Annotated in this window: 12 protein-coding genes; 8 read left to right on the forward strand and 4 right to left on the reverse strand. The window is 67.1% G+C overall.

Annotation, left to right across the window (positions count from 1 at the left end; translation table 11 throughout):
• Nucleotides 1-131 precede the first annotated feature (131 nt).
• Nucleotides 132-1,076 (reverse strand): PQQ-dependent catabolism-associated beta-propeller protein, encoded by a 945-nt coding sequence (locus L286_RS25315; RefSeq protein ID WP_380764595.1) that lies wholly within the window; start codon nt 1,074-1,076, stop codon nt 132-134.
• 167 nt (nt 1,077-1,243) lie between these two features.
• On the opposite strand from L286_RS25315, the gene pedF reads away from it, so the two are divergent.
• From pedF to L286_RS48820, 8 genes are all read left to right on the forward strand, one after another.
• Nucleotides 1,244-1,669: a cytochrome c-550 PedF gene (gene pedF, locus L286_RS25320; protein ID WP_007684526.1), complete on the forward strand. Its 426-nt coding sequence runs from the start codon at nt 1,244-1,246 to the stop codon at nt 1,667-1,669.
• 4 nt (nt 1,670-1,673) lie between these two features.
• Nucleotides 1,674-2,528: a substrate-binding periplasmic protein gene (locus L286_RS25325; protein WP_020819648.1), complete on the forward strand. Its 855-nt coding sequence runs from the start codon at nt 1,674-1,676 to the stop codon at nt 2,526-2,528.
• Between the two features lie 128 nt (nt 2,529-2,656).
• Nucleotides 2,657-4,399, forward strand: coding sequence for a methanol/ethanol family PQQ-dependent dehydrogenase (locus tag L286_RS25330; RefSeq protein ID WP_021222905.1), 1,743 nt, complete (start codon nt 2,657-2,659; stop codon nt 4,397-4,399).
• Between the two features lie 13 nt (nt 4,400-4,412).
• Nucleotides 4,413-5,189 (forward strand): response regulator, encoded by a 777-nt coding sequence (locus tag L286_RS25335; protein WP_007684520.1) that lies wholly within the window; start codon nt 4,413-4,415, stop codon nt 5,187-5,189.
• Between the two features lie 119 nt (nt 5,190-5,308).
• Nucleotides 5,309-5,854, forward strand: a complete 546-nt coding sequence (locus L286_RS25340) for a GNAT family N-acetyltransferase (protein ID WP_020819647.1) — start codon at nt 5,309-5,311, stop codon at nt 5,852-5,854.
• A gap of 175 nt (nt 5,855-6,029) precedes the next feature.
• Nucleotides 6,030-6,494: an aminoacyl-tRNA deacylase gene (locus L286_RS25345; RefSeq protein ID WP_025160944.1), complete on the forward strand. Its 465-nt coding sequence runs from the start codon at nt 6,030-6,032 to the stop codon at nt 6,492-6,494.
• Between the two features lie 214 nt (nt 6,495-6,708).
• Complete coding sequence (gene katG / locus L286_RS25350) at nt 6,709-8,931, forward strand: catalase/peroxidase HPI (protein WP_020819645.1); 2,223 nt, start codon at nt 6,709-6,711, stop codon at nt 8,929-8,931.
• Nucleotides 8,932-9,065: 134 nt separating this feature from the next.
• A complete protein-coding gene (locus L286_RS48820; protein ID WP_193746222.1) occupies nt 9,066-9,221 on the forward strand; it encodes a hypothetical protein in 156 nt (51 codons plus the stop codon).
• 13 nt (nt 9,222-9,234) lie between these two features.
• On the opposite strand, the gene L286_RS25355 is transcribed toward L286_RS48820, so the two are convergent.
• From L286_RS25355 to L286_RS0124035, 3 genes are read right to left on the reverse strand one after another with little or no spacing between them, the layout of a single operon-like run.
• On the reverse strand, nt 9,235-11,442 hold the full coding sequence (locus L286_RS25355; RefSeq protein WP_020819643.1) for a hybrid sensor histidine kinase/response regulator: 2,208 nt from the start codon (nt 11,440-11,442) through the stop codon (nt 9,235-9,237).
• A complete protein-coding gene (locus L286_RS25360; protein WP_007684512.1) occupies nt 11,439-12,581 on the reverse strand; it encodes an FIST N-terminal domain-containing protein in 1,143 nt (380 codons plus the stop codon). Before L286_RS25360 ends, L286_RS25355 begins: the two co-directional genes overlap by 4 nt.
• Nucleotides 12,582-12,623: 42 nt before the next feature.
• A complete protein-coding gene (locus L286_RS0124035; RefSeq protein ID WP_031286342.1) occupies nt 12,624-13,013 on the reverse strand; it encodes a DUF779 domain-containing protein in 390 nt (129 codons plus the stop codon).
• Nucleotides 13,014-13,056 lie beyond the last annotated feature (43 nt).

Genomic DNA, 13,056 nt, shown 5'->3' on the forward strand with positions numbered 1-13,056 from the left:
GAAGCTCCCCCGGATCAAGTCCGGGGTCGCGCCCACCCCTAGCCCCTCCCGCCTGCGGGAGGGGGAATGTCTTGGATCGACCAGTTCCAGACCCTTCCGAATCTGTCCCCGCATCCCGGCGCCGTCGCCTCTCACCGAACCGCCACGATCCCCCACGGCGCCGCGCCCACCGGGATCGTTCCCGTGACCTCGCCCTTGGCCAGATCGATCACGCTCACATTGTCCGAAAGGCCATTGGCCGCATAGGCCCGCGCCCCGTCGCCGCTGACGGCGACATGCCATACCCGCCTGCCCACCGGCACATAGGCGCGCACCTTGCGGCTCGCCACGTCCACCAGCGCGACATGGTCCGCGCGCCCCAGCGCCACCACCGCCGTCCTGCCGTCGGGCGTGAAGCGGATGCCGCAGGGCAATATGCGATGGTCCGCCACGCCCGGAATGGCGAAATGCAGCGTCTCCACCACCTTGCGGGAGGCCGCATCGACGATCTGCACCGTCCCGCCCACCTCCGCCGCGACCCACAGCTGCGCGCCGTCGCCGGTGAACTCCACATGCCGCGGGCGCAGGTCCACGGGCGTCGCGTCGACCATCTCCCGCTTCGCCACGTCCACCCAGTTGACGACATTCTCCTCCTCCGAAGTCACCGCCACCCACCGGCCGTCGGGACTTTGCGCCACGCCTTCAGGCTCGCCGCCGACGCCGACCTGAAAGGCGACGGTCCGGTTCGCAAGGTCGATGGCGGTCAGCGCGGCATCGTCCTCATTGGCGACGAACAGCGTCCCGCCATCGCGCGAGAGGAAGAACTGCTCCGGATCCTCGCCGGACGGCAGTTCCGCCACGACCTTTCCCGTGGCGCGCTCGATCACCTGCACGGCATGGTCGGTCGACGCGCAGAGATAGATATATTTCCCGTCCTTCGACACGGTGATCCCGCGAGGACGGCCGCCCACGGCCCAGGTCGCCACCACCTTCGCGCTGGCCGCATCGATCACGCTGACGCTGTTGCCCCGCTCGTTGGAGACATAGAGCGTCTCCGCCTGCGCGCTCGCCGCCTGGGCGATCACGGGAGCCAGCATCAACCCCGCCAGAAAGATGCGCTTCACAATCCTCTCCCAACCTGCAGCCTGTTCCTGCGCATGATTATAGCGCGCGCCCCTCGACCGGGATTGTACCAACGGCCAATAGGGCGTCAAAGCCCGCTGCCCTACACTCGCCCCAATCATATCGGGTGAGGATTTCGAGCATGAATCTGGGACGCATCTCGCTGCTGGGCGCCATGGCCATATTGGGCGCGACCACGGCAACCGGCCTGATGGCGCACGGCAATGTGACGCCGCAGGCGGTCGACACCTCCGCCCTGCCGGACATCGGCGAGGAATGGCTGGCGAAGAACCCCTATAGCGGCAATGCCAAGGCCATAGAGATCGGCCAGTCCGCCTATGGCCAGAATTGCGCCCGCTGCCACGGGCTGGACGCGGAAAGCGGCGGCATCGCGCCCGACCTGCGCTATCTGGAACAGGGCGAATCGGGCGACCAGTGGTTCGTGGAGCGCTTCCGCCACGGCTCCAGCCATGATGGAAAGGTCTATATGCCGCCCTTCGGCGACGTGCTGGGCCAGAAGGCCGGCTGGGCGATCCGCGCCTGGCTAGAAACCAAGTTCCAGGGCTGAGGGCATGATCGACCGGCGAAGCCTGCTGGGCGGCGCGGGCGCGGCACTGGCGCTGGGGCTGCTGCCGGGGACGACCCAGGCGGCCCCGCTGGGCAAGGTCAGGGAACTGGGCGTGCTGCGGGTGGTGGTCTACAAGGACAACCGCCCCTGGTCGTGGGAGGAAGGCGGCAAGCTCGCCGGGCTGGACGTCGACCTAGCCGGCGCCATCGCCCGGAAGCTGGGCGTGCGCGCCGACGTCGCGCAGCTTGTCGCGGACGAAAGCGTGGACGACGACCTGCGCCATGGCGTGTGGAAGGGCGGCCTGCTGGGCTTCGCGCCGGGCGACCTGATGCTGCACGTCCCCTTCGACCGGACCTTCGCCGCCCGCAACGACCAGGTGGCGATCATCGCGCCCTATTATCGCGAGAGCTTCCGCTTTGCCGGCATGCGCAACGCCATCGACCTGGAGGCGCCGCCCACCGGATGGCGCGGGCACAGGCTGGCGGCCGAACTCGACTCCATTCCCGACTTCTACCTGATCGGCTCCTTCGGCGGCATATTGGCGAAGGACGTGGCGCATTATCCCAGCGGCGCCGAAGCCGTCGCGGCCGTGGCGGCGGGCAAGGCGGACGCCGTGCTCGCGAGCCGCGCCCAGATCGAGGAAGGGCTGCACCGGGGCTGGTCGCTGACGGTGCGCAAGGGGCCTTTGCCCGCCTTCACCTCGCCCGGCTGGGACATCGGCATGGCGGTCAGGGAAAACAGCCGCACATTGGGCGATGCGGTGGAGGAGATCGTCTCCGCCATGGCCGCAAGCGGCGAGATGAAGGCGCTGTTCGCAACCTATGGCGTCGAGTGGACCCCTGCCCTCGCGGCCGGATGACCATTCCCCCTCCCGCCAGGGAGGGAGGGACGCGCCCGACCCAAGGTCCAATTGCTGCGCAGCATGGGTGCAATAATCTTCAAAGGGTGGGGGCGCCAATCACGCCCTTTCAACAGAGGGAGGATGGAATGAAAGGACGTTTGACGCGAGCCCTGTCCGGCGCCGCGATCCTGGGCCTGGCGGTCGCCGCCGCGCCGTTGCTGGCCGAAGGGCCGACCGATGCGGACCTGATGAACGACGCGGCGACGCCCGGCGACGTCCTGACATACGGCATGGGTCCCAAGGCGCAGCGCTTCAGCCCGTTGAAGGCGATCAACGCCTCCAACGTCGCGAAGCTGGTTCCCGCCTTCTCCTCCTCGCTCGGCGGGGAAAAGCAGCGCGGACAGGAAGCGCAGCCCATCGTCTATGACGGCACCATCTACGTCACCGGCAGCTATTCGCGCCTGTTCGCCTTCGACGCCCGCACCGGGGAGGAAAAGTGGCAATATGACGCCCGCCTGCCCGAAGGGATCATGCCCTGCTGCGACGTGGTGAACCGCGGCGCGGCCATCCATGGCGACAAGATCATCTTCGCCACGCTGGACGCGCACATGGTCGCGCTCAATCGCCACACCGGCAAGGTCATCTGGAACAAGCAGATCGCGGATTACCAGGCCGGCTATTCGGCCACCGCCGCGCCGATGGTGGTGAAGGGCAAGGTGATCTACGGCAATTCGGGCGGCGAATTCGGCATCGTCGGCGCGGTGGAAGCGCGCGACGTCAACACCGGCGAGCTGGTCTGGCGCCGCCCGACGATCGAGGGGCACATGGGCACCCTCAACGGCAAGGACAACGGCCTCACCGGCAAGACCAACGCAAGCTGGACCGGCGACCTGTGGAAGACCGGCGGCGGCGCGACCTGGCTGGGCGGCACCTATGACCCGGAAACCGACCTGCTGTTCTTCGGCACCGGCAACCCCGCGCCCTGGAACAGCCATTTGCGCAAGGGCGACAATCTCTACACCAGTTCGACCCTCGCCATCGATCCCGACACCGGCGTCATCAAATGGCATTACCAGACGACCCCGCATGACGGCTGGGACTTCGACGGCGTCAACGAATTCATCCCCTTCGACGCCACCGTCAACGGCAAGCCGATGAAGCTGGGCGCGAAGGCCGACCGCAACGGCTATTTCTTCGTGCTGGACCGCACCAACGGCAAGTTCATCAGCGCCAGCAAGTTCGTCATGCAGACGACCTGGGCCAACGGCTTCGACAAGAACGGCCGGCCCAATTACAACGACGCCAACCGCCCCGGCGCGCCCGGCGAGACGGCCAAGGGATCGTCCGTCTTCGCCAGTCCCAGCTTCCTGGGCGGAAAGAACTGGATGCCCATGGCCTACAGCCAGGACACCGGCCTTTTCTACATTCCGTCCAACGACTGGGGCATGGACATCTGGAACGAGCCGATCGCCTACAAGAAGGGGGCGGCCTATCTGGGCGCCGGCTTCACCATCAAGCCCATTGCGGAGGATCATATCGGCGCGCTGCGCGCCATGGACCCGAAGACCGGCAAGATCGTCTGGGAATATAAGAACAAGGCGCCGCTCTGGGGCGGCGTGCTCTCGACGGCGGGCAACCTGGTCTTCACCGGCACGCCGGAGGGGTATCTCAAGGCCTTCGACGCGAAGACCGGCCAGGAATTGTGGAAGTTCCAGACCGGCTCGGGCGTGGTGGGCAGCCCCGTCACCTGGGAACAGGATGGCGAGCAATATGTGGCGGTGATGTCCGGCTGGGGGGGCGCGGTGCCGCTGTGGGGCGGCGAAGTCGCCAAGAGCTTCAAGGACATCAACCAGGGCGGCGCGCTCTGGGTGTTCAAGCTGCCCGGATAAGAGGACAAGAACGATGATCGTCATGGGACGCGGCAACCACATGCACTCCATCCCGGCAATTCCGCCCGGCGCGATGCGGCTTGCCACGGCCCATGACTTGTCCGATGATCCGGGTCGAGGGGTGGGGCGGTATATGGGTGGCGAGGCAATCATGGAGCGGGTGCTGATCGTCGACGATCATCCCCTCGTGCGCGACGGGCTGCGCAGCGTGATCGCGATCAGCTTCGACAATATCGAGATATTCGAGGCGGCGACGCTCGACGAGGCCGTCTCGCTGCTGGAGAAGCAGGATAATTTCGACCTCATCCTGCTCGACCTCAACATTCCCGACGTCCGCCGCCTCGATGGCCTCAAACTGCTGCGGGATCGTTTCCCGATCCTGCCCGTGGTGATGGTGTCGGGCGCCTTCGACCGCGCCATCGTGCAGGAGGCGCTGGCCGCCGGCGCGGCGGGCTTCATCCCCAAGTCGCTGAAGCGCAGCGCCATCGTCGATGCGCTCCATCGCGTGGTGTCGGGCGAAATCTACCTGCCCGAAGCCATGGGCGAGAGCGTCGCCCCGACGGCGGAGGAGGATGAGATCGCCCGCCGCATCGACAGCCTGACGCCGCAGCAGAAGACGGTGCTGGCGCATCTGGTGCGCGGGCGGCTGAACAAGCAGATCGCGCATGACCTGGGCGTGTCGATGACCACCATCAAGGCGCATGTCTCCGCCATCCTCCAGAAGCTGGGCGTGCTCAGCCGCACCCAGGCGGTGATCAAGGCCAATCAGGTGCATTTCCGCGCCGATTGAGCCTCTCCTTCGCAGCGCGGCCCGGCGATCGATGGACTCGCTTGGAATTTGCTGCATGACAGGTAAGGAATCTTGCGGCTCCCTCGTTGGTGAAGGCACCTGCTGCTGATGGAGGCTGCATGAGCACATCGTCATCTGTCACGGTCCGGAACGCGACGGCCGGGGACGCGGCCGCCATCGCCGCCATCTACGCGCACCACGTCCTGCACGGCACGGCCAGCTACGAACTCGTGCCGCCGACCGTCGCGGAGACCGTGGCCAAGATCGGGCGCGTGACCGGCCGGGGCTGGCCCTTCCTGGTGGCGTGCGACGGCGCGGAGGTGGTCGGCTATTGCTATGCGACGCAGTTCCGCGACCGGCCCGCTTATGCCCATGCCTGCGAAAACAGCATCTACGTCGCGCACGACCGGCGCGGCGGCGGCATCGGCCGGGCGCTGCTGGAAGCGCTGCTGGACGCGGCGGAGGCCTTCGGCTTCCGCCAGATGGTGGCGGTGATCGGCGGCGGCGAACCCGCCTCGGTCGCGCTCCACGCCGCCTGCGGCTTCCGGCAGGCGGGCCGGCTCACCGGCATGGGCTGGAAGGCGGGCCGCTGGCTCGACACCGTCTACATGCAGATCGCGCTGGGCGGCGGCAATGCCACCGCGCCCGACGCCGCCCGGCCCTAACCGCGGCCGGCAACGGGCAGCAGGGGCGATTGGCTATCGGCCGCAAATCTGCTATTCCTGACCCACTGACGGCATGGCCAGACCCGCCGCCCGCCCTTGTGCCGGCAACCCCTTCCGGCACCGCGCACGACGCCCGCCTGACCATGCCTTCGGGCACAGGGCGATGGAGGATGTCATGGCGATTTCCCAGAGATTGCGCGGCTATATGGACCGTTGCGGCACGCGCTTCGACGAATGGCCGCACGAACATTCCAGCGAAATGGCGCGGGCGGCCCAGGCGGCGCATGTCCCTGGCCGTCAGGTGGCGAAGGCCGTGCTGGTGCAGGCGGGCGACGAATATATGCTGGCCGTCCTTCCCTCCTCCAAGCATGTGAGCTTCAACTTCCTGCAGCAATGGCTGGCCCGCGACGTCTCGCTGGCGGAGGAACATACGGCAGCCGCGCTGTTCCCCGACTGCGAACTGGGCGCGATCCCGCCGGTGGGCGCGGCCTATGGGCTGAAGACGATCATCGACGACGACATGCTGATGGATCAGGATGTCTGGTTCGAGGGCGGCGACCACCACACGCTGGTGCACATGAATGCGGAGAATTGGCGGCGGCTGCAAAAGGGCGCCGGCCATTTCGCGTTCAGCATCTAGGCGTTGATATTCCCCTCGCGGGCGGGCTCAGGGGGCGGGCGCGGGCGCAGCGAGCTTGCGTCCTCCGGGCGGAGAGTGAACGCCGCCGGCGCCGTCCCCTCTCATGCAATAAATTCAACACTGTCATCGGAAAAATAACATGGCCTTCGCAGTTCCCCCCTGGCGGGGCATGGCCTAGAATCCCGGTCCCGGAGAAGCTGAAAGGAATCGTGCAATGGACGCAAAGACGAGCAATGATCCGCTGTCCTGTCCCGTGAAGGAACCCGCCGCGCTGCGATCCCTGCTGGGGCGCACCAACCGCGACTGGTGGCCGAACCAGCTTTCGCTCGACATCCTTCAGCAGAACGGCCTGTCGGGCAATCCGCTGGGCGACGATTTCGATTATGCGGCGGCGTTCAAGACGCTGGATTATCAGGCGGTGAAGCGCGATCTGACCGCGCTGATGACCGACAGCCAGCCCTGGTGGCCGGCGGACTACGGTCATTACGGCCCTTTCTTCATCCGCATGGCCTGGCATTCGGCGGGCACCTATCGCACCGGCGACGGGCGCGGCGGCGCTTCCTCCGGATCGCAGCGTTTCGCCCCGCTCAACAGCTGGCCGGACAATGCCAATCTCGACAAGGCGCGCCGCCTGCTCTGGCCGATCAAGCAGAAATATGGCCAGAAGCTGAGCTGGGCGGACCTGATGATCCTGGCGGGCAATGTCGCCATCGAATCGATGGGCGGCCCGGTCTTCGGCTTCGGCGGCGGCCGCGCCGACGTGTTCGAGCCGGAAAAGGACGTCTATTGGGGCACGGAGGAATTCTGGGTCGGCCAGGAGGGCAATGAAACCCGCATCCAGCCCGAAAAGAACATGGTCCTCGAAAGCCCGCTGGCCGCGATCCAGATGGGCCTGATCTACGTCAATCCGGAGGGGCCGGGCGGCAATCCCGACCCGCTGCAATCGGCGCGGGACATCCGCGAGACCTTCCTGCGCATGGGCATGAACGATGAGGAGACCGTCGCGCTCACCGCGGGCGGCCACACATTCGGCAAGGCCCATGGCGCGGGCGACGCGTCGAAGGTCGGCAAGGAACCGGAGGGCGCGGACATCGCGCAGCAGGGCCTTGGCTGGCAGAGCGGCTATGAAAGCGGCATTGGCGACCATACCATCACCAGCGGCATCGAAGGCGCGTGGACGCCGACGCCCCGGACCTGGGACCACAGCTTCTTCCACATGCTGCTCGACTATGAATATGAGCTGGTGAGAAGCCCGGCGGGCGCCAAGCAGTGGCAGCCCGTCAACCAGAAGCCGGAGGACATGGCCCCCGGCGCGCACAGCCCCGACAGGCGCGTGCCGACGATGATGACGACCGCCGACATGGCGTTCAAGATGGACCCGGAATATCGCAAGATTTCCGAACGATTCCGCAACGATCCCGCCGCGTTCGAGGACGCCTTCGCCCGCGCCTGGTTCAAGCTGTGTCACCGCGACATGGGGCCGAAGGCGCGCTATCTGGGGCCTGAGGTGCCCGCCGAAGACCTGATCTGGCAAGACCCGATCCCGGCGGTAGACCATCCCCTGGTCGACGCGGCGGACATCGCTTCGCTCAAGCAGAAGATATTGGCGTCGGGCCTCAGCGTCGCGGAACTGGTGACGACCGCCTGGGCCTCCGCCTCCACCTATCGCGGGTCGGACCATCGCGGCGGCGCCAATGGCGGGCGCATCCGGCTGGCTCCGCAAAAGGACTGGGACGTCAACCAGCCGGAGCAGCTTGGCCGCGTCCTGTCGGCATTGGAGAAGATCAAGGCCGAATTCGACAGCGCGGGCGCGAAGAAGATCTCGCTTGCTGACCTGATCGTGCTGGCCGGATCGGCAGCCATCGAAAAGGCGGCGAAGGATGGCGGGCGCAACATAGAGGCGCCCTTCACCCCCGGCCGCACCGACGCCTCGCAGGAACAGACGGACGTGCAGAATTTCGAGGTGCTGGAGCCGAAGGTCGACGGTTTCCGCAACTATCTGCCCGTGCCGTTCAGCGTGCCGGTCGAGGAACTGCTGATCGACCGCGCCCAGTTGCTGACATTGAGCGCGCCGGAAATGACGGTGCTGGTCGGCGGCCTGCGCGTGCTCGGCGCCAATCATGGCGGGTCGAGCCATGGCGTGTTCACCGACCGCCCCGGAACGCTCAGCAACGACTTCTTCGTCAACCTGCTCGACATGGGCACGGCGTGGAAGGAGGTGGAGGGTCAGAAGGACATCTTCACCGGCACCTGCCGCAGGTCCAATGAACAGAAATGGACCGGCACGCGCGTAGACCTGGTGTTCGGGTCGAACGCGCAACTGCGCGCCCTGTCGGAGGTTTATGCCTCCGCCGACGCGGGCGACAAGTTCGTGAACGACTTTGTCGCCGCCTGGACCAAGGTGATGAACGCCGACCGCTTCGACCTGGCGGCCTGAAGATGGCAAGGCCGCTCCTCCGGGGAGCGGCCTTTCCCTGTCACGTCCCGCCGCCTGAACTACGTCTTTCCGCTCAATTGAGCTTGCCCGGCTTTCATGCGACATTGGCTCCCGCACCGATGCGGAGACTCGCCGTGCACGATTATCTGAAGGACGCCGCCGATGCTGCCAAGCTGACGGACGAGCAGCTCCTCGCCATCCTCCGCAGGATCGGCGATCCGGAACACCCGACCGGGTTCGAACAGGCGGTGCTGGACGAAATGGAAAGGCGGCATCTGCGCCCTTCCTGATCCCCTCCCCCGCCTATTTCAGCATCGTCCGCAGCAACGCCCGCAACTGCGCGGGCTTGACCGGCTTGCCCAGCAGCGCAATGCCCCAGCCGTCCATCCGCGCCTTCAACGCCTCGCCCCGGTCGGCGGAGATCATCACGGAGGGCACCGCCCGCCCGAAATGGCCATGCAGCCGTTCGATCACCGCATCCCCCGTCTCGCCGTCGTCCAGATGATAGTCGACCAGTATGACGTCGGGCGCCTCGCCATCGGCGAAGGCCGCCACCGCCTCCTCGAATCCCGCGGCGGTCGCGACCGTGCAGCCCCAGCCGCCCAGCAATGTCGACATGCCGGTCTGGATCGCGCGTTCATTGTCGACCACCAGCACCTTCAGCCCGCGCATCGAACGGTCGCTGCGCGGCGCGCTGCCGCCCTCCCCTTCCTCCACCACCGCCTCGCCCCGCGGCACGCGGATGGAGAAGGTCGCGCCCTGCCCCAGCGCGGATTCCAGCGACACCTCGTGGCGCAGCATGTCGCTCGCCCGGCGGACGATGGCCAGGCCCAGCCCCTTGCCGCCCGCGCCCCTGCCCCCCCGCGTGTCGAGACGGCGAAACTCCTCGAAGATCAGTTGCTGCTTGTCGGGCGGGATGCCGGGGCCGCTGTCCGCGACGCTCAGCCTGATCCCCTCCCCTTCCGCCACGCAGGCGACGCGCACCGACCCGCGCTGGGTGTAGCGCAGCGCGTTGGACAGGAAATTCTGCAATATCCGCCGCAGCAACCGGATGTCGGACCGCACCCAGACCGGAGCCGTCTCCACCGTCAGCGCCAGCCCCGCCGATCGCGCCATCGGCGCGAATTCCGTCCTCAGCGTGTCGAGCAGCCGGTCGATGCGGAAATCGCTGATCTCCGGCTGGATCGCCCCCGCGTCCAGCCGGCTGATCTCCAGCAGCGCCTCCAGCAGGTCCTCCACCGAATCCAGCGCGGTAGAGGTCTGGTTGACCAGCGCCCGCGTCGGCAGCGCCAGCCGCCGGTCGCCCAGCGCCGCGACGAACAGCCGCGCCGCGTTCAACGGCTGCAACAGGTCGTGGCTGGCGGCGGCGAGGAAGCTGGTCTTGGACAGGTTCGCCTTTTCCGCCGCCGTCTTGGCGTCCATCAACTGCGCCTCGATCTCCCGCCGCTCGGCCACTTCGGCCTCCAGTTCCGACGTGCGTTCCGCCACCCGCCGCTCCAGCGTCTCCGCCGTTTCGCGCAGCGCCGCCTGCGCCCGCAGCATGTCGGTGACGTCGGTGAAGCCGATCACCTGCCCGCCCCGTTCCATGGCGTTGCTGCGGATCTCGAAACTGCGCGCCCCGGCATGGACCAGCTCGCTGCGATGGCGCGCCCCGCCCCGGTCCAGGCAGCCCCTGTCGTCCATGCCCAGCCTGCCCCGGCACCAGTCCAGCAGCGCGGCATGGCTGTCCCGCTCCTGCGCCCAATCCTCCGGCAGTTCCAGAAGCCGTTGCAGCGCCTCGTTCCACGCCGCCAGCCGCCCCTCCGCATCGAACAGGCACACGCCTTCGGACAGATTGTCGAGCGTCGCCTGCAACACGATGTTGCGCTCGGCCAGTTCCCGCGCCCGGTCTCGCGCATCCTCCGCCTTCGCCTCGGTGATGTCGGTATAGATGCCGACGATGCCGCCTTCGCTGGTCCGCAGTTCGTTGATCTGCACCCATCGCCCGTCGGACAGCGCCTGCACATGCCCGCCCTCCGCCACGCTGTGGCGGGCGAGGCGGTCGGACACCCATCGGTCCTGCCCCACCGGACGATGGTGGGCGGCGGCCAGCCTGGCGATCTCGTCGAAGCTCATGCCCTCGCGGATATGGTCCGCGATCTCCGGCCAGAAACCCAGATAGGCCTCGTTATAGAGGACCAGCCGGTCCTCCGCGTCGAACAGCACGAAGCCTTCGTTGATTGAATCGATCGCGTCGCGCAGCCGCATCCGCGCCGCGTCGGCGCGGCCATGGGCAGAGGCGAGGTCGGCATTGGCCTCCGCCAGCTTCGCCAGCGCATCCTCCAACTGCGCGGTCCGCTCCCGCACCATGGCTTCCAGCGAGATGGCGGTCTCGAACATCGAAAAGGCGTTGCCCGCCATGTCGCTCGACCGTTCGACCCGGTCGATCAGCGCCGCGTTGATCTTGCGCAGCTTGCGGTTCTCCTCCCGCAACGCCTCAATCTCGGCGGAAGAGGGAAGCGCGTCCTTCATCGCCCGATGGCAAGCCCGCTGAAGGTCTGGTTGACGTGCAGCGCATGATATTGCTCGCCATAGGTGTTGAAGCCGATCACCCGATGCCGCCCGTACAGTTCCGACACGGCGCGCGTGATCTGCCGCTGCTCGGCATCGATGCGGTTCAATACGCAATCGAAGGCGATGATCCGGTCCACCGGCCCCACCTCCGCCGCGATGTCGGCGAACAGCGCGTCCATCCGCGCAATCCGGTCCACCGGCTCGCCCACGGTCATCACGATCCCCTCGTCGATGGCGCAGTAGAAGGTAAGGCTGCCGTCGGGATTCGCGCTCTGGATCGACCGCACATGATAATCGCCCCCCGCCCGCACCATCAGCGGATGCGCGGCATAGAAGGCGACGCCCAGCGCCTCGCCCGCATGGCCCGCCAGCCGCAGATATTCCTGCGCGGCGGGCTCCGCATTGATCTCGGTCACGATCCGGTCGTTCGGGATCGCCCCGGTGACGACCATCTTCGCCTCGCTCGGCCGGTAATGCTGCGCCTTGAACACATGCAGCGGGCGCGGCGTGGACAGGATCGCCACCACCGCCGCATGGGCATGGAAGCGCCCGCCATGGAAGACCGCCGTCTCGCGAAAGGCCATGCCGTCGCCCGACGACCCGCCGATCAGCGCGATGTCGCCCAGCCCGTCCTGGATCGTCATGGTCAGCAATTCCTCCCGGTGCGACAGACCGTCGACCAGGAACAGCGCGACATGATTGACCTTATCGCCCAGATGGCGGCTTTCCCGCTCCGCCCGCGCCGCCAGCCCGCGCACCGCCTGCCGCGCCGCGGCGGGATCGAAATTCTCTATGTCGTCGAAGCAGAGCGAGGTCATGTGGAAGGCCGAGGCGGGAAAGCCGACGACGCTCAAGCTGTCCTCGTCATAGCCGTTTTCGGTCAGCTCCCCCGAACTGGTGCAGCCGATCGCCACCACCCCCTCCGTCCTGGGGTTGACCGCCCGCGCCAGCGCCTCCCGGTCGAAACGGTGCGAACAGAACAGCAGCATCCCGGCCAGCGGCTCCTCTCCCAACTGCCCGGCCACTTCGGCCATGGCCTTGGCCGGATCGCCCGCATGGCTGGACGCAAAGGCGATCTGCGACGCCAGCATGGTCATGTTCCTCTCCCCGCATTTTCTCCCTGTTCTGTGTATGCGGTTTCACGCTCCGCGCAAAGGCTCTCCCGCCGCCTCCAGCGCCGCATTCTCCTCATCGGTGAAGACGCGGGATCGGACGATGAAGCGCATCCCCTCCGGGCTTTCCAGCGACATGCCCGCGCCCCGGCCCGGCACGACGTCGACGGTGACCTGGGTATGCCGCCAATATTCGAACTGCGCCGCGCCGATCCACACCGGCACATCGCCCGCGATATGGCCCAGGAGCACATCCTGCCCCCCGACCCTGAACTCGCCGCGCGGGAAGCACATCGGCGCGGACCCGTCGCAACAGCCGCCGGACTGATGGAACATCAACGGCCCATGACGCATGGTGAGGCGGGCAATCAACGCTTCGGCCTCCGGCGTGGCGAGGATGCGGGGTGGAAGGTTCATAATGATCTCCAGTCCCCCTCCCGCAGGCGGGAGGGGCTAGGGG

The organism is Sphingobium sp. HDIP04 (assembly GCF_000445085.1).
Classification (GTDB): domain Bacteria; phylum Pseudomonadota; class Alphaproteobacteria; order Sphingomonadales; family Sphingomonadaceae; genus Sphingobium; species Sphingobium indicum.